The following is a 16741-nucleotide window of genomic DNA, read 5'->3' on the forward strand; positions in this document are numbered from 1 at the left end:
GTTTCATTCTTTTTTGTCCTCTTTGAACAAACTTTATAGGTTTGTCACTTTAACCCCTTGTACAAAGATATTCACTGAGTCTACTGTTAAGCCTAACATTTGCTCTAATTGATATTTAACTTTTGTTTGGACGTTATGCGCTACTTCTGAGATTTTCGTACCATAGCTGACAATGATATACATATCAATATGGATTTCATCCTCTTCCTCACGAATAACAACGCCTCTAGTAAAGTTTTCCTTTCCTAGCAGTTCGTTTAGTCCATCTTTCAGCTGTTTTTGAGATGCCATTCCAACAATCCCATAGCAATCTATTGCAGCACCGCCTGCGATAACAGCAACAACTTCTTTAGAAACATCAATTACACCTAATTGTGTTTTCATCTTAATTGACATGATCGAATCCCCCTTTTAGAGTGTAGCTTCATGGCTAATCACATTTTACTATAATTACCCACATTTTAAAAGAAAACTGTTATTAAGATGGAGTATTTGTCATATACTCTATGTTTACGCTAACTTTCAGGTCTATTTTAAGGGTAACCTATAAGTACTTAAATCATTTACTTTAATGAGTATAACTTTTAGAAACCAACTGTCAAGTATCTTTCCTTGATAAATATTTTAAAACCTCTTGCAATCTTTTTTTTACTATGCTACTATTAGCAAGTATTTATAAGATGAATTTGAGTGTCATCTCATGGTTTACAAGGAGGTGCAATCATGGCACGTAAATGTGTAATTACTGGAAGACAAGCTCGTACAGGAAACAAACGCTCACACGCATTGAACAAAACAAAGCGTAAGTGGGGCGTCAACGTACAAAAAGTACGTATAATGGTAGATGGAAAGCCAAAACGTGTGTACGTTTCTGCTAGAGCTTTAAAATCAGGCAAAATTGAGCGCGTATAATTAGAAAAACGGCTAGAAGTCAATTCTATTGGCGAAAGCCTTCGTTTTTCATTTAAAATTTATAGTTTCCATAGCGCAAACAAAAAAGCACCCGATGGTGCTTTTTTGTTTAACCTTTTTTAAACGAATTCAAGATTACTCTTACAAATCCACCTAAAAATTTGGGTAGCTTAATCGTATAAAATTTCATTAAATTTCCCTCCTCGACATGGGATTGTCGCCTTCGGCCTGCAATGGAATAAAGTATGAAAAGTCCTCAGTTATTAATAAGTATATTCAGGTTTTTTGAAATAGTACCTATTTTTTAGTGAAAACCTAGGATTTATACTTTATTTACATTTCCTACATAACTAAAATTCTTTTTTTGAAAACCTATATAGTTTGTCTAATCAGAACTTTCTACCACCATTAATATGCCTGAGGAAAACGAATAAGTACCTTTATTTGAAATTAGTTCGTTGCTAATGCAAAGACTTGAGCCATGATTTAATGTCGCCTGATAAAGTGGATATCTAAAGCCTTGTAAGGTTAACTTTTCTACCTTTTCAAAGAGCGAAAGAAAAGAAACGTATTGATACTGACTTTTTTCAATTTTATAACATCCAGGACTTTTCAACGTAATTTTATTTTTTTTGTCAATCATATAGACAGTAACTCGTTTATCAATCCCCTGCTTCAATAATTGGATATTCAATAACTCGTGATCCAACCTACCTCCTGTTGCCCCATAAATCACAATAATGTCAGGTGACTCATCTATGGCATGTAAAAAAGCAATCTCAAGATCAGTTTTATCTTTCTCAGCAGGATACTGAATGTAGTTCTGTTTCGTTATTAACTTCTTACCATCTACAGAAACAGAATCAAAGTCCCCTAGGACAAAATCAGGAACAATCTGGTGATTGAGTAAATGTTCAAAGCCTTTGTCAACAGCTATCCAAATTTCATTTTCTTTCTTCTGTAGGCTTGGGAGACACTCTCTAGGTCCCCCAGCAACAATCTTTATTACTTTCATGCTATTTACCGTGTAAAAGTCTTGGTGCGGCATTGGAAAGTAAAATAAACACCACTGTCGAAAGTAAGAACACAGGTATCATATATGAAGCATTATAAATAATTGAATACAAAACGACATTCATATTCTCAGGTGCATAAATGCCAAACCAAACAACCCCTGAAATAAAATGAGTGATAAATCTTAGAAAAGAGGCTAAAAATACGCCTGCGATGATTGCTATCGTCCTTTTTGTTCGAGTAGTTAAATGCGTGATACTAAAAACCCCAGCAAATCCCACGACAGTATAAGCAATTGTATAATCTAAAAAAACTTGAACCGGATGAACAAAGTAACCGGTAAACATTTGAATCGCACCAACAATAAATCCGGTTAATAATCCCGCAGAAAGCCCCCTACGAAATGCCATAAGTAAAATTGGTATCATGGCTAAGGAAACAGAACCACCATACCCCCAAAATCCTTTAATCGAAATAAGATCTAAAACTAATGCTAACGCTGCCATCATTGCAATTTCAGTTAAATGTAAAACTGGTCGTTTCATTTACTTACACCTCTCTATTTCTTGTTAGTTACGGAAAAAAGATGACGATGAAATAAATTTCCTAAATAAGCAAATAACTCCAGCCTACTAGTAGGAACTCTCACTTCAAACGTCATCTTAATTATCTCATTTTAAAGACCTCTGATTTTTCTAATAGCATGAGCACGATCTGTTTCATTATAGATAGCAGATCCAGCTACTAATACATTCGCTCCTGCCTCAACACATAACTTCGCAGTTTCGATATTTACACCGCCATCTACTTCAATGTCTATTGATAATCCCTTTGATTTCGCCATTTCGCTTACTGCGTATATTTTTGGCAGCACCTGTTTTATAAATTTTTGTCCGCCAAAACCCGGGTTAACTGTCATTAGTAAAACCATATCAACATCATCAATAACATGTTGGATGGTATCAACAGGGGTAGCAGGGTTAAGAACGACACCTGCTTTTACTCCCTGTTCTTTAATTAAGTGAACTGTACGATGAAGATGTGTGCAAGCTTCCACATGAACAGTAATAATATCAGCACCAGCCTTTGCAAAATGCGGAATATAGTTATCTGGATTTTGGATCATTAAATGGACGTCTAAAGGTAATTTCGTAATTGGTCGGATTGCATCAACAATTAATGGGCCAATTGTAATATTAGGAACAAAATGTCCATCCATGACGTCTACATGAATATAATCAGCCCCTCCGTTTTCAACATCCTTTATTTCCTCTCCAAGTCTCGCAAAATCAGCAGATAGGATTGACGGCGCAATCTTAACCATGTTAGTACCTCCGTTTTTGTTGTTTTATCTCATCTAAAAAGCTTAAATAGTCTTCATAACGATACGCAGCTATTTCCCCAGCTTCAACATCTGCCCGTACCGCACATTTTGGTTCAGATGAATGAGTACAGCCTCGAAACTTGCATAGATGAGCTCTCTCTCTCATTTCCGGAAAGCAATCTGAAAGGTGTTCTGCTTCAATTTCTGTAAATTCTAACGAGCTAAACCCTGGTGTATCAGCAACTAAACCCGTTCCAATTGGAATTAACTCTACATGCCTCGTGGTATGTTTTCCTCTGCCTAAGTGAGAAGAAATTTCATTTGTTTCTAGTTGTAACTCAGGCTTTAATGAATTTAGCAACGAAGATTTTCCAACTCCTGATTGTCCAGCAAATACACTAGTCTTTCCATTTAACCATGGTCTAACTTCTTCTATTAATTCCTCCATATAAATTGAGGTTTTTAGTACGGTATACCCCAACTTTACGTAATCGGCAATAAACTCATTAATTTCCTCGCGATGCTCTGGTTTTAATAAATCAATTTTACTAACACAAATAATTGGTTCAATTTGGTTAGACTCAATGTGAACTAAAAATCGATTTAACAAAAGTGTGCTAAATTTTGGTTCCATTGCTGAAAAAACTAAGATTGCTTGCTCAACGTTTGCTATCGGCGGCCTTATTAACTCATTAAAGCGATCTTTCAGACCTAAAATGTAACCGTCTGTCTTGTTTTCCGCCTCAAATTGTACAATGTCACCTACTAGAGGGGTCAGCTTTCTTTTACGGAAATTTCCTCTAGCACGACATTGATATATTTCACCTTGACTCTCTACGTAATAAAATCCACTCAACGCTTTAATAATCTTTCCTTCAGGCATTGAATCCTCCTTAATAATTGCATCTATTCATGAATAGATGTAGAACTAATTTTCCTTTACATCATCGTAACGATAGATATCAGTATTACCATATTGTTCCCCTTCAATATAAAGTATAACTTCTGCATAATCACCAGGATTTATTGTAACAGGTATATCATAGATCTTTGTCTTTTGTATAAACTCTTCTATAAAGACTACGTGCTCCTTGTTTAAAGAGTCTCTATACGTAATTTTAATCGGATATCCAATATTTGCAAGTTGGTCTTCTGGTGAAACAGGAGCTTCTTTATTAACTATAGTTGAGATCGGTTCTGGTTCTGGTTGAGGTTCTGGGCCTTTTGAAAAAACAACTATTACTTCTGTACCTTTCTGAACCAACCGAAATCCTGGGGGACTTTGTTCAATGACTCGACCTTCAGGGACATGGTCTGAGAACTCATAATGTGATTTCATGATTAGACCATGTTTCGTAAGATAATCTCTTACCTCTTCACTTGGTAGTCCAGTTAAATTTTGTAAAGAAAACCATTTTGGAATACTATACGTTAGGGTTACAATTGTTTCCTCAGGAACAATTAGTTCATCAGGTAAAGGTGTTTGTCTAATCACTTTATCTTCCTCAATGTCTGATTCTTCAGTAGCCTCTTGAATATTCTCTTCTTTAAAACCTAATCTTATCAGCGTTTTTCGAGCTATCTCCTTATCTAACGATGTTACATCGACCATTTCTATTTTAGGCTTTCCTTCACTTACAAATACAGTGATTGTCGTATTTACTTTAACCGTCCGACCCGCTTCAGGGTTTGTGCTTATCACATGTCCTTCAGGAATTTCCCCATGATTTTGGTCTTCCCTTTCAACTAGTAACCCAAGTGTTGTTAACGTTTCAAATACTTCGTCATATTCCATCCCAATCAAATCCGCTGGAATTAGAACTTCGTCAACATGAAGAAGCTTTGGAATGATTGCAAACGCTGCTATCACGGATCCAACTAGTAAAAAGAAAGTAATGAACGTAATCATTACCCATTTTCGCTTTTTCTTTGGTTTATCTTCGTCACTCTGATTTGGCTTCTGTTCGTTTTGAGTTTTAATTTTTGTTTGTTCAAGATTATCATCTGCAAAAAGATCTTCTTTAATTATCGGAATCGCTTTTGTTACATCCTCGTTATCATCTGGTATGACAAACTTTTCTTCGTTTATTCGTCTAGGATCTAGAGCAGTATGCAAATCCTCCTCTAGTTCACGAACACTCGTATAACGATGAAATGGATCTTTTGCTGTTGCTTTTAATATTATATTTTCAACACTTTGTGGTAACGTAGGATTTGTCTTTCGTGGTGATGGAACTTCTGTTTGTAAATGCTTAATCGCAATTGAAACTGCCGTATCACCTGAAAACGGAACTCTACCAGTAACCATCTCATATAATACAATCCCTAGTGAATAAATATCCGATTTTTCGTTAACCAATCCGCCTCGTGCTTGTTCTGGCGATAGGTAATGTACAGACCCCATCACTGAGTTTGTATGGGTAATCGTGGCAGACGTCATGGCTCTTGCTATCCCAAAATCGGTAACCTTAGCTTCGCCACTTTCACTTATCAGGATATTATGAGGTTTAATATCGCGATGAACAATATGGTTAGCATGGGCATGAGCTATAGCTGAAGAAATTTGTGACATAATACCGATTATTTCAGATATAGGCAATGACCCGCGTTGTTGAATAAGTTGTTTTAACGTTAATCCAGCAACATACTCCATGACAATATAGTATAGATCTGCTTCTTCACCTACGTCATAAATATTGACAACGTTGGGGTGAGATAAACTAGTAGCTGCTTGCGCTTCTCTTCGAAACCTCCGAATGAATTCTTCATCATCAGAGAACTGTGGTCTAAGCACTTTTACAGCTACAGTTCTATTTAGTATTGCGTCATGGGCTTTATAGACGTTAGCCATCCCTCCGCCACCAATAGTTTCTAGTATTTGATACCGACCGTTAATTCGTTTACCTATCATCGCCATCACCACTAGTTTCTTTGTAACTATTATAAACAAGAGCTACGGAAATATTGTCCTCGCCACCCCGTTCATTAGCAACTGTTACTAACTTTGTTACTTTTTCTTCAAGACTTTGATTCTGTTGGAGTATTTCAAGCATCTCCAAGTCTTTTAATTTATTTGACAGACCATCTGAACATAATAGAACAAAATGCCCTTCATCCCAGTTAATGGTACTAATATCAATTTTGACTTTACTTTCAGTACCCAACGCTCGTAACAAAACATTTCTTCGTGGGTGATTTTCTGCCTCTAACGCCGTAATTTGTCCAGAACGAACCAATTCGTTTACCAAAGAATGATCCTCTGTTTTTTGTAAGAAGGTCTCATCACTCATTAAGTAAGCACGACTATCGCCAATGTGTGCATAGGTAACAAAAAGATTTGTACATATAACGGCGACCAGTGTTGTTCCCATTCCTTGACACTGTGGATTTGTTAATGAATGCTCATAAATCTCCGAATTAACTTCAGTAACTGCTTCTTCTAACCATGTTTCAATACTGGTTGGAGTCGACAGGCCTTCAGTTTCCTGCCATTTTTCTAATAGTATATCCAAAGTCATTTTACTAGCTACATCACCTGCTTGATGTCCTCCCATCCCATCAGCAACAACAGCTAGTAATATTCCGTCTTTATTGCGTATAAAGCCTCCATTATCCTCATTGTGAGACCGAACTTGTCCAACATCCGATTTAAATGCCGCTTCCATCCTTTATCCCCTCGTTTCTTCTTTACGTTCCTTTGCTCTTAGCTGACCACAAGCCGCATCGATATCATGTCCTTGTTCGCGACGTATAGTAACATTTACTCCATTTGCTTTTAATGTTTTTTCAAACTTAAATATTTGTTCTCTTGGAGTACGAACATAATTTCTTTCAACAACATCATTTACTGGAATTAAGTTTACATGGCACTTAATACCTTTCAGTAATTTTGCAAGCATCTCAGCATGCTCCACTTGATCATTAACGCCACCAAATAATCCATATTCGAACGTTACCCTTCGTCCTGTTTTTTCTATATAATAGCGAACGGCGTCCATTAATTTATCCAACGTATAGGCTTTATTTATTGGCATTAACGACGTTCTTATTTCGTTTGTAGGTGCATGTAAGGAAATTGCAAAATTGATCTGTAACTTTTCATTAGCAAAATCATAAATTTTTGGAATAATACCGCTTGTTGACACGGTTATATGCCTCGCACCGATATTTAAACCTTTATCACTATTGATGGTCTTCAGAAAACTGACAAGTGGATCATAGTTATCAAAAGGCTCACCAATACCCATAACAACAACCGAGCTTACTCGTTGATCTTCTTCGTCTAGGGCACGTTGAGATTGTAATACCTGAGCAACAATTTCTCCTGCTTCTAGGTTTCGTTTTAACCCTCCTAAAGTTGATGCACAAAACGTGCAACCAATTCGACAACCTACCTGTGTTGTCACACAAACACTATTTCCATACTCGTGTCGCATGACAACCGTTTCGATTGAATAACCATCGTGCAGCTCAAATAAGAACTTTATCGTCCCATCCTTTGATTGTTGCTTGGCAATTGTTTTTAATGTTGTCAAATTAAAATCATTCGCCAACTTATCACGTAAATCCTTTGATAAATTTGTCATTTCTTCAAAAGATGCTACTCTTTTTTTATAAAGCCAATCAAAAATTTGCCCCGCACGAAACTTTGGTTCATTATTATCCTTCAACCAAGCTTCTAATGTCTCGAATTGTAGGCTATAAATTGATGGATTTATTTGTTGTATTTCTATCATAATTATTGACACACCTTTTTCTTTTGAATAGTCTGTTTTCGCAAAGTTTGTTGCTTTCGTAAAAGTCCCAAAAGCCGGATTTTTATACAAAATACTAAGAATTCACCAGTAATTAAGTAAGTATTGCTCTTTTCTTACTTAATATGTTGGCTGATATCTTCATCTAGGTTTTTTTTCGATTATTTTAGGGTAATAAAGCAACCATGTTTACGAAAGATCCTTTGAATAATAGTTTTATTTATAGTTTCACCATGCTCGAGATAAAAAAGCCATCCGTTTGAAAATCTGATGGTAAGATTTGTACCATCCCATCTTTATATAACGCTTGAGCTTTCTCTGGTAAACGTTCTCTAAGGGTGCCATCAAATCGGAAATCCTGATGAGTTTCTAAGAACTCCTTAACAACCTGCTCGTTTTCCATCGAGTCAATCGTACAAGTACTATATACAAGTCTACCGCCCTTTTTAAGAAGTGGAGCAACAGCATTTAAGATCGCATGCTGAATTGTTGTAATTCGATCGATGTCTGCCTCTTGCTTTTGCCATTTAATATCTGGCTTCCGGCGGATAACACCTAGGCCTGTACAAGGAGCGTCTACTAGGATGCAATCAAAGCTCTCTTCTTCAAAAATCTCCCCAGCTTTACGGCTATCTGTAGCCCTCGTTTTAATGATGGATAAGTTTAAACGATTTGCCTGTTCATCAATTAGCTTAACTTTATGCTCATGTAAATCTAACGCATAAATTTCACCTTGATTATTCATTAACTCCGCTATATGAGTCGTTTTACCACCTGGAGCTGCACAGCTATCTAGTACCTTCATCCCCGCCTTCGGTGCCAAAGCTCTAGCAACAATCATTGAACTCTCATCCTGAATAGAAAGCCACCCATCTTTAAAGAGCTTTGTATTCGGAAGAGTACCACGAGTAATCTTTATCGAATCAACAGAAAGATCTCCTCTCTCTGCTTCTACTCCTTCGTTTCCGAGCATTTCAATGACTTTTTCAATGTCATCCGTTTGTACCTGATTAATTCGTGCTGTAACAACCGGTGGAACGGCATTAATTTCACATATTTGCTTTGTTTGTTCACTTCCGAATTGATCTAACCATCGTTTTACGAGCCATGTTGGGTGACTCCATTGTAATGCTAGTTTTTCATGAGGATCTTCTACCTTTTCTAGAGAAGGTATTCCTTCACGTAAAAACGTTCGCAGCGTTCCATTGACCATTGAAGAGATACCTTTATGACCCTTTTTCTTGGTAATTTCCACTGCTTCGTGGACTATTGCACGTTCAGGAACTCGATCTAAATAGATCATTTGGTATAATGACAGACGTAAAAGGATCAGTACCCATGGATCTAACTTTTTCAATCCTCCTTTTACATAAGAGCTTAAATAGTAGTCTAGTGTATTTTTTCGTTGAATCGTTCCATAGACAATCTCCGTAAGTAAACCAACATCTTTTTCAATAAGTTTTTCGCGTTTTATTGATTGGTTTAATAGAAGATTTGAGTACGCTTGGTTTTTTTCAATCTGTAGTAGAATATCTAAGGCTACCTCTCGTACATTTTTTTTACTCATATCTAATCTCCTAACTTAGTACCTTCTGTTAAATCACCACCAGCACCTCGTAAAAACTGCTCTGCTGTCATTCGTTTTTTACCGGATGGCTGTAGATCAACTATTTTTATGTATACTTCATTTCCAGTACTTACAACAAAGCCATCGCTATCAATAGAAACAACGGTACCTGGAGTTGCTTCTTTCATCTTGAGGATTTTTTGGGCCCACCAAACTTTTATTACTTGATTATTTAGGCTAGTGTATGCGACTGGCCAAGGGTGAAGGCCTCGAATTTGATTATAAATCTCCTCACCCCCATTTTCCCAATTTATTTTTTCTTTCTCACGGCTTATATTAGGAGCAAAAGTAACCTTTTCATCCTCTTGCTCCACCGGCGTAAGTTCTCCTGCGATGAGCTTGGGAATAGTATGTGATAATAACTCAGCACCAATAACACTTAATTTATTATGTAATGTTCCCACATGATCTTCTTCTAAAATATCAACTTTTGCTTGCGTTAAAATATCACCAGCATCCAATTTTTCTACCATATACATAATTGTAATCCCAGTTTCTTTCTTACCATCAATGATTGCTTGATGAATTGGTGCTCCACCGCGATATTCTGGTAAAAGAGAAGCGTGAACATTTATGCATCCATATTTAGGGTCATCTAACAGTGGTTTAGGCAAAATTTGTCCGAAAGCAGCTGTGACAATCAAATCTGCCTGTAAGTCTAGAACTTGTTGCAAATCTTCTAGATTTCTTAACTTTTCGGGCTGAATCACTTTAAGGTTATGTTTAAGAGCCTCTACTTTAACTGGTGGCGGAGTTAACTCTTTTTTTCTACCCTTTGGTCGATCTGGTTGCGTTACAACACCCACTACTTCATAGCCATCTTCTATCAAACGCTTAAGCACAGGAACTGAAAAATCAGGAGTTCCCATAAAAACAACTCTCATATATAACACCTCTCACTAATTTAGAATGTAGAATGTAGAATGTAAAATTCATAATTTAAAATTCATAATTCATAATTCTACATTTTACATTAAAACATACGGATTCATATCGATAGAAACTTGCAAGGTTCCTTGATTTGTTTCTTTTTTATAGTTTTCAATTATTTCTTTTAGTATCTCTACGAGTCTCGGTTCATTTTTGTATTTTATCATGCATTGATAACGATATCTATCTTTGATCCGAGGGATTGATGATGCAACTGGACCTAATACAACCGATTGATCAGAAAGTGATCTTCTTACATATGCAGTAATTTTTTCAGTAACGTCAATAACCTTCGTAATCTCTGGGTGAGATACCTGGATGACTGTAATATAATAATATGGAGGATAGCTTTGAAGCCTCCTAACTCCCATCTCTTTTTCAAAGAATGCATGAAAATCGTGATTTTTTACTAAATCAATACTGTAATGCTCAGGAGTATATGTTTGGATAACGACTTCACCTGGTAATTGATGACGCCCGGCGCGACCGCTCACTTGAGTTAACAATTGAAATGTTCGTTCACTCGCTCGAAAATCAGGGAGATGAAGCATTGAATCCGCTGCTAAAACTCCTACTAAAGTGATGTTCGGAAAATCCAACCCTTTAGCAATCATCTGAGTTCCTAAAAGGATATCAGCTTTCCCTTCGGCAAACTGTGTAAGTAGCCGTTCATGGGCACCCTTCTTTCTAGTTGTATCAACGTCCATTCTAATAACTCTAGCTCCAGGAAAGACTTTAGCTACTTCTTCTTCAACTTTTTGAGTACCAGATCCGAAAAAACGAATATGTTCACTGTTACAGCTGCTACAAGTTTGAGGCATTCTCTCTTGATGACCACAGTAGTGACATTTTAACGAGCGGCTCGTCTGATGATAGGTTAAAGAAATATCACAATGAGGGCACTGCGCTACATATCCACAGTCTCGACACATTACAAATGTTGAATACCCGCGACGATTTAAAAATAAAACACTTTGCTCCCCACGAGCAAGCCTGTCGGAAAGTTTCTCATGTAAAGCCTTTGAGAACATAGATCGATTACCTGTTTTCAACTCTTCTCGCATATCAATGATTTCTACTGCGGGTAGCGTCACTTGATTGACCCTTGTGAGCATTTCTAATAGTTGATATACCCCTTTTTTTGCTCGAGCATAGGTTTCTAACGAGGGTGTCGCACTTCCAAGTATGACTGGACACTGATAATAACTCGCACGTTGGATCGCCACGTCTCTCGCATGATATCTGGGGTTTTCTTCCTGTTTATAGGTTGCTTCGTGTTCTTCGTCAATAATGATAATGCCAATATTGCGAAACGGTGCAAAAATGGCTGACCGGGCACCAACAACAACTTTGACACGACCATGATGAATTTTTCGCCATTCATCATACTTTTCTCCAGTCGATAGTCCACTATGGAGAACGGCTACTAACGACCCAAAGCGTTCTTTAAAACGTTGAACCATTTGAGGTGTTAATGAAATTTCAGGAACAAGTACAATTGCTTCCTTCCCTATTTCAAGAGCTTTAGCAATAGATTGTAAATACACCTCGGTCTTTCCGCTACCAGTTACACCGTGTATTAAAAACGTTTGATGTTGATGTTCGATTAAGGAGTGGAAAATTGGAGTGATAACGTCTTGTTGATGTGCTGTTAATGGTAATGGTTCTGTTTTTTTAAATCTTCGATTGACATAAGGGTCACGCATTACCTCTACTTCTTTTTCGGTTAAAACTAATTTGTCCACTAACGATTTTATCGTGCTTCTTGTTGTGTCGGTTTGCTCCATCAGGGCACTTACGGAAATTGGCTCAGGATTATCTAAAAAATACTCGATCACCCGTTTTTGCTTTAATGCCCGGTTATCCAGTTGATGAAGTTGGTTAGTTAATGAATTTACTGAAACCGGTTCTACAACCCTAATTGTCTTTTGAGTTACCTTATCGTTAACCTTATGAATTACTTCTAATAAACCTTGCGTTACTCCTTTTTTTACCAATACTAATAATTGCTTATCTCCCGAAGTAATTAACTCTTCCCAATCTACAACCTTTCGATGTTTAAACCATTCTCTAACTTCAATAGGTAGCTCTTGAAGATATTCATGGTTCGTTAGCATAACTTCCTTTTTATACTTAGCTTTCAAGGCAGCAGGTAACATTGATTGATATGCTGTTATTTTAAAACAAAGTGCATTCGTCGTCAGCCAATCACCTAATTCTAACAATTCATTCGTCAGAACTGGAGTTACATCAAGCACCTCATCAATTTCCTTCAATTTGGCTAGGTCTGATTCATTACTAGTATGAATAACAAATCCTTGAACTTTCCTTGGACCGAAAGGCACAATGACTCTCATACCACTTTCAACCATACCCTGAAGGTGAGTAGGTACTTTATAATCAAAAAGACGATCAGTTCCACCTGTCGGAACATCAACGACAACTTGTACAATCATTCTACATTTTCCTTTAATAGTAGTTCTATTTCATTTAATAGGTTACTAGCAACTTCCTGTTTACTCATTAACGGTAGGGAAACTGATGTCCCATCTTTTTTAAACATGGTGACTATATTTGTATCACCTTCAAATCCAGCACCAGACTGAAGGATACTATTGGCAACGATCATATCTAGATTTTTCCGACGTAATTTATCCTGAGCATAATACTCAACTTGTTCACTCTCTGCAGCGAAGCCAATCAATAGTTGATGTGTCTTTTCTGTACCTAGCGTATGTAAGATATCAGTTGTTCTCTCCATCTCAATCGACCAATCACTTGGTTGTTTTTTTATTTTTTGGTCTGCGACAAGTTTCGGACGATAATCTGCAACTGCTGCTGATTTAACTACCACGTCAACATTTCGGTAATGCTCCATGACACTTTCATACATGTCGTTTGCAGATTTCACTTGAACGAAATGAACATTGGCTGGCGGTTGAAGGTTCGTTGGGCCTGACACTAATATTACATTAGCTCCACGTTTTGCTGCTTCTTCGGCAATAGCATAACCCATTTTTCCGGAAGAGCGATTTGTAAAGTATCGAACGGGGTCAAGCCTCTCTTGAGTAGGTCCTGCGGTTACTAGTACTGTTTTATTTTGCAAAGGTGAAGATTGTGGTTTAAAAAAACCTTCTAAATTAGTGATAATATCTTCCGGTTCCATCAATCTACCTTTTCCTACATACCCGCATGCTAGATAACCTTCACTAGGGCTTAATAGCTTATAGCCAAAAGACTTTAATTTCTCTAAATTTGCCTTTACGGCCGGATGTTCATACATATGTACATTCATAGCAGGAGCCACCAAAACAGGGGCTGTAGTTGCCAAAATCATTGTTGAAATTAAATCGTCAGCAATCCCATTAGCAATCTTTCCAATCATATTTGCCGTTGCAGGAGCAACTAAGACAACATCTGGCCAGTCGGCGATATCTATATGTGTAATTTTTGTAGGATCCTTTTCGTCAAATGTATCAACATAAACCGGTTCTCTTGATAATGACTGAAAGGAAAGTGGCGTCACGAACTTTGAAGCACCCTCTGTCATAGCTACTTTTACAACGGCACCGGCCTGTGTTAATTTACTAGTAAGGGCACACGCTTTATAGACAGCAATTCCTCCAGTTACGCATAATAAAACCTTTTTCCCCGTTAACATTCCATCCCCTCCAAAAATATAGTTTTCATGAATTAATTGTAATTGTACAAAAAAAGAGATGACTCATTTTAGGCGTAACCCTACCTATTATATATGATTTAGCTACAAGCCACGAAAGAAAAGCCTTGTTAACTAATATATAATAGGGGTTAGTTACCACAATTGAGTCATCCCCTCTGCAAAATTTATTATTCTTCTTCTCTACGTTTAAAGGAAAGTTGCCCTGCAGAAATCTCTTCAAGTGCCTTTCCAACTTGTTTATATGATTTCGGTTTTTCTACCATTAAATCATGTTCATTTGACTCTTTAAGATAGCGAGCTCTTTTTGAAGAAACAGTGACCAGTGTATATTTCGAATCTAGCTTCGTTAATAAATTATCAATTGATGGGTATAACATTACTCAGCCTCCACTAACTGTTGATATTTTGCGATTAATCGATCTTTACGACAATGTTCCGCTGTCACAATTGCCTTAATCCGTTCAACTGCAAGATGGACTTCGTCGTTTTCAACAACATAGTCATACTTGCTCATCATTTCAATCTCATCTTTAGCGACAGTCATTCGATTGTTTATCAAATCTTCTGTTTCTGTACCACGTCCAACTATTCGGTTTCTAAGTTCAGCAAGACTAGGTGGCATTAAAAAGATAAATACTCCCTCGGCAAACTTTTCTCTGACCTTTAAGGCACCTTGAACTTCAATTTCAAGAATGATGTCATTCCCTTCACTCAACGTTTTTTCAACGTAATCTACCGGTGTTCCGTAAAAGTTGCCGACATATTCAGCCCATTCTAGGAGCTGATCATGTTTAATCATTTCTTCAAATTGTTCACGAGTCTTGAAGAAATAGTTAACTCCATCAATTTCTCCTTCTCTCGGAGTCCGAGTTGTCGCAGATACAGAATACAAAATATCTGTGTCTTGCTTTCTAAGTGCTCCGCAAACCGTTCCTTTCCCTACTCCGGACGGTCCAGAAAGAACTATTAACAAACCTCTTTCCTTTTTCATCACTACCTCCAAATTCAATCCATTAAAAACAATTGAGCCTCTTTTTAAAACTAAAAGCCTCTGTTTTGTAGATACTATTTTTCCCAAGAACCTTTATAGTAATTACAAAACTCCAGCTAACTGAACATTAGCCGGAATATGATTGTTGATTAATTTCATTTTAGTCTTCTGAAATATCATCTTTATTAGATAAACGTTGTGCTACCGTTTCCGGTTGAACAGCAGATAAAATGACATGATCACTATCAGCAATAATAACGGCCCTGGTTCTTCTTCCATATGTAGCATCAATTAACATATTACGCTCACGAGCTTCTTGAATGATCCGTTTTATTGGTGCTGACTCAGGACTTACAATAGAAATAATTCTATTCGCTGATACAATATTGCCAAAGCCAATATTAATAAGTTTAATATTCATTGTTTTCCCCTGCCCATCTATATATTATAACCAGATCTCTGGTTATTTTAACACCTTTTTTTATACTAGCAGAAATTAATGCATTTATAAAATGAAAATCTCTAAATTAAGCAAGAATACGTAGTTACTCGATATTCTGAACTTGCTCCTTGATCTTTTCTAGTTCGGCTTTTAATTCTACTACATGCCTACTTATATGTATATCATTAGATTTTGAGCCAATCGTGTTGATTTCTCTATTCATCTCTTGAACAAGGAAATCTAATTTTCTACCTACTGCACCATATTTAGGACTCTCAATAATTGAAAGAAATTGTTCTGTATGGCTATTTAGTCGAGTCAGCTCCTCATCAATATTAGCTTTATCTGCAAATATCGCTACCTCTGTTAAGATCCTACTTTCTTCAACATCTACTTTTCCTTCTAAGAATTCCTCAATCCTCTTTAAGAGTCGTTGATGATATGTTTCAACTACTAAAGGAGCATAGGTAGCAATTTCAGAAGTAAGCGATCGGACCTTGTTTAGTCTAAGGACGAAATCGTTAGCTAATAACTCTCCTTCCTTTGAACGCATCTTCAGTAATTCCATTGCAGCCTTCTCAGTAACGGAGATTATTTCTGTCGCTAATGTTTCGGATTGGTTCTCTCTTTGGATTATGGTTGCAACATCTGGCTGCAATAACAATTTTTCTAAAGATAATTGTTGATTTAGAGATAGTTTTTTTTGAGCTTCATCATGCAATCGGTAGAATTCGCCTAGTAAATTCCAATCAACCTGAAGGGTCCGTTCTACCAATCCATCCCCTTCAATTGTTAAGAAAACATCGACTTTTCCGCGTTGTACAAACTGGCTCACCTGTTTTTTTAACTTATCTTCAAGGAATAAAAATTGCCGAGGCATTCGAATGGTTACTTCAGAGAATCGATGATTGATTGATTTCATCTCGACACTTATTCGATATTGTTCTTTTTCTACAAATGCTTGACCATATCCAGTCATACTAACTAACATAATATCACATCCACACTTCTATTCTAACCAATTTTACCATTATCAACAAGTAGAGGAAATTAAAATCACTTACA

Annotated in this window: 18 protein-coding genes; 1 reads left to right on the forward strand and 17 read right to left on the reverse strand. The window is 36.8% G+C overall.

Annotated elements, in window-relative coordinates:
• Window positions 1-33: 33 nt before the first annotated feature.
• Window positions 34-396 (reverse strand): Asp23/Gls24 family envelope stress response protein, encoded by a 363-nt coding sequence (locus tag DS745_RS16925; protein ID WP_129079411.1) that lies wholly within the window; start codon window positions 394-396, stop codon window positions 34-36.
• 327 nt (window positions 397-723) lie between these two features.
• On the opposite strand from DS745_RS16925, the gene rpmB reads away from it, so the two are divergent.
• Window positions 724-912: a 50S ribosomal protein L28 gene (gene rpmB, locus DS745_RS16930; protein WP_129079412.1), complete on the forward strand. Its 189-nt coding sequence runs from the start codon at window positions 724-726 to the stop codon at window positions 910-912.
• Window positions 913-1021: 109 nt separating this feature from the next.
• Here the strand turns inward: rpmB and spoVM are convergent, their stop codons facing one another.
• The 16 genes from spoVM to DS745_RS17010 form a co-directional block, all read right to left on the reverse strand.
• The gene (spoVM, locus tag DS745_RS16935) at window positions 1022-1102 is read right to left on the reverse strand and encodes a stage V sporulation protein SpoVM (protein ID WP_071390873.1); all 81 of its coding nucleotides are present in this window, start codon (window positions 1100-1102) and stop codon (window positions 1022-1024) included.
• Between the two features lie 195 nt (window positions 1103-1297).
• Window positions 1298-1927, reverse strand: a complete 630-nt coding sequence (locus DS745_RS16940) for a thiamine diphosphokinase (protein WP_129079413.1) — start codon at window positions 1925-1927, stop codon at window positions 1298-1300.
• A 1-nt stretch (window position 1928) separates the two neighbouring features.
• The gene (gene thiT / locus DS745_RS16945) at window positions 1929-2471 is read right to left on the reverse strand and encodes an energy-coupled thiamine transporter ThiT (RefSeq protein WP_129079414.1); all 543 of its coding nucleotides are present in this window, start codon (window positions 2469-2471) and stop codon (window positions 1929-1931) included.
• Window positions 2472-2602: 131 nt separating this feature from the next.
• Complete coding sequence (gene rpe / locus DS745_RS16950) at window positions 2603-3250, reverse strand: ribulose-phosphate 3-epimerase (protein WP_129079415.1); 648 nt, start codon at window positions 3248-3250, stop codon at window positions 2603-2605.
• Window position 3251: 1 nt separating this feature from the next.
• A complete protein-coding gene (gene rsgA, locus DS745_RS16955) occupies window positions 3252-4133 on the reverse strand; it encodes a ribosome small subunit-dependent GTPase A (RefSeq protein ID WP_129079416.1) in 882 nt (293 codons plus the stop codon).
• A 45-nt stretch (window positions 4134-4178) separates the two neighbouring features.
• Entirely contained in the window at window positions 4179-6161 is a 1983-nt protein-coding gene (gene pknB / locus DS745_RS16960) for a Stk1 family PASTA domain-containing Ser/Thr kinase (protein WP_129079417.1), read from the reverse strand.
• On the reverse strand, window positions 6151-6915 hold the full coding sequence (locus DS745_RS16965) for a Stp1/IreP family PP2C-type Ser/Thr phosphatase (RefSeq protein ID WP_129079418.1): 765 nt from the start codon (window positions 6913-6915) through the stop codon (window positions 6151-6153). The genes pknB and DS745_RS16965 overlap by 11 nt, the downstream gene beginning before the upstream one ends.
• Before the next feature lie 3 nt (window positions 6916-6918).
• Window positions 6919-7986, reverse strand: coding sequence for a dual-specificity RNA methyltransferase RlmN (rlmN, locus tag DS745_RS16970; RefSeq protein ID WP_129080068.1), 1068 nt, complete (start codon window positions 7984-7986; stop codon window positions 6919-6921).
• Window positions 7987-8224: 238 nt separating this feature from the next.
• Complete coding sequence (rsmB, locus tag DS745_RS16975; RefSeq protein WP_129079419.1) at window positions 8225-9571, reverse strand: 16S rRNA (cytosine(967)-C(5))-methyltransferase RsmB; 1347 nt, start codon at window positions 9569-9571, stop codon at window positions 8225-8227.
• A 2-nt stretch (window positions 9572-9573) separates the two neighbouring features.
• On the reverse strand, window positions 9574-10515 hold the full coding sequence (fmt, locus tag DS745_RS16980) for a methionyl-tRNA formyltransferase (RefSeq protein WP_129079420.1): 942 nt from the start codon (window positions 10513-10515) through the stop codon (window positions 9574-9576).
• A gap of 84 nt (window positions 10516-10599) precedes the next feature.
• Window positions 10600-13017 (reverse strand): primosomal protein N', encoded by a 2418-nt coding sequence (gene priA / locus DS745_RS16985; protein WP_129079421.1) that lies wholly within the window; start codon window positions 13015-13017, stop codon window positions 10600-10602.
• The gene (gene coaBC, locus DS745_RS16990; protein ID WP_129079422.1) at window positions 13014-14222 is read right to left on the reverse strand and encodes a bifunctional phosphopantothenoylcysteine decarboxylase/phosphopantothenate--cysteine ligase CoaBC; all 1209 of its coding nucleotides are present in this window, start codon (window positions 14220-14222) and stop codon (window positions 13014-13016) included. Before coaBC ends, priA begins: the two co-directional genes overlap by 4 nt.
• A 188-nt stretch (window positions 14223-14410) precedes the next feature.
• Window positions 14411-14620 (reverse strand): DNA-directed RNA polymerase subunit omega, encoded by a 210-nt coding sequence (gene rpoZ, locus DS745_RS16995; protein ID WP_129079423.1) that lies wholly within the window; start codon window positions 14618-14620, stop codon window positions 14411-14413.
• Complete coding sequence (gmk, locus tag DS745_RS17000; protein WP_129079424.1) at window positions 14620-15234, reverse strand: guanylate kinase; 615 nt, start codon at window positions 15232-15234, stop codon at window positions 14620-14622. The genes rpoZ and gmk overlap by 1 nt, the downstream gene beginning before the upstream one ends.
• 160 nt (window positions 15235-15394) lie before the next feature.
• Entirely contained in the window at window positions 15395-15655 is a 261-nt protein-coding gene (gene remA, locus DS745_RS17005; protein ID WP_129079425.1) for an extracellular matrix/biofilm regulator RemA, read from the reverse strand.
• Window positions 15656-15779: 124 nt separating this feature from the next.
• Window positions 15780-16667: a YicC/YloC family endoribonuclease gene (locus DS745_RS17010; RefSeq protein WP_129079426.1), complete on the reverse strand. Its 888-nt coding sequence runs from the start codon at window positions 16665-16667 to the stop codon at window positions 15780-15782.
• Window positions 16668-16741 lie beyond the last annotated feature (74 nt).

The sequence above is a fragment of the Anaerobacillus alkaliphilus genome, assembly GCF_004116265.1.
GTDB classification, from domain to species: Bacteria; Bacillota; Bacilli; order Bacillales; family Anaerobacillaceae; genus Anaerobacillus; species Anaerobacillus alkaliphilus.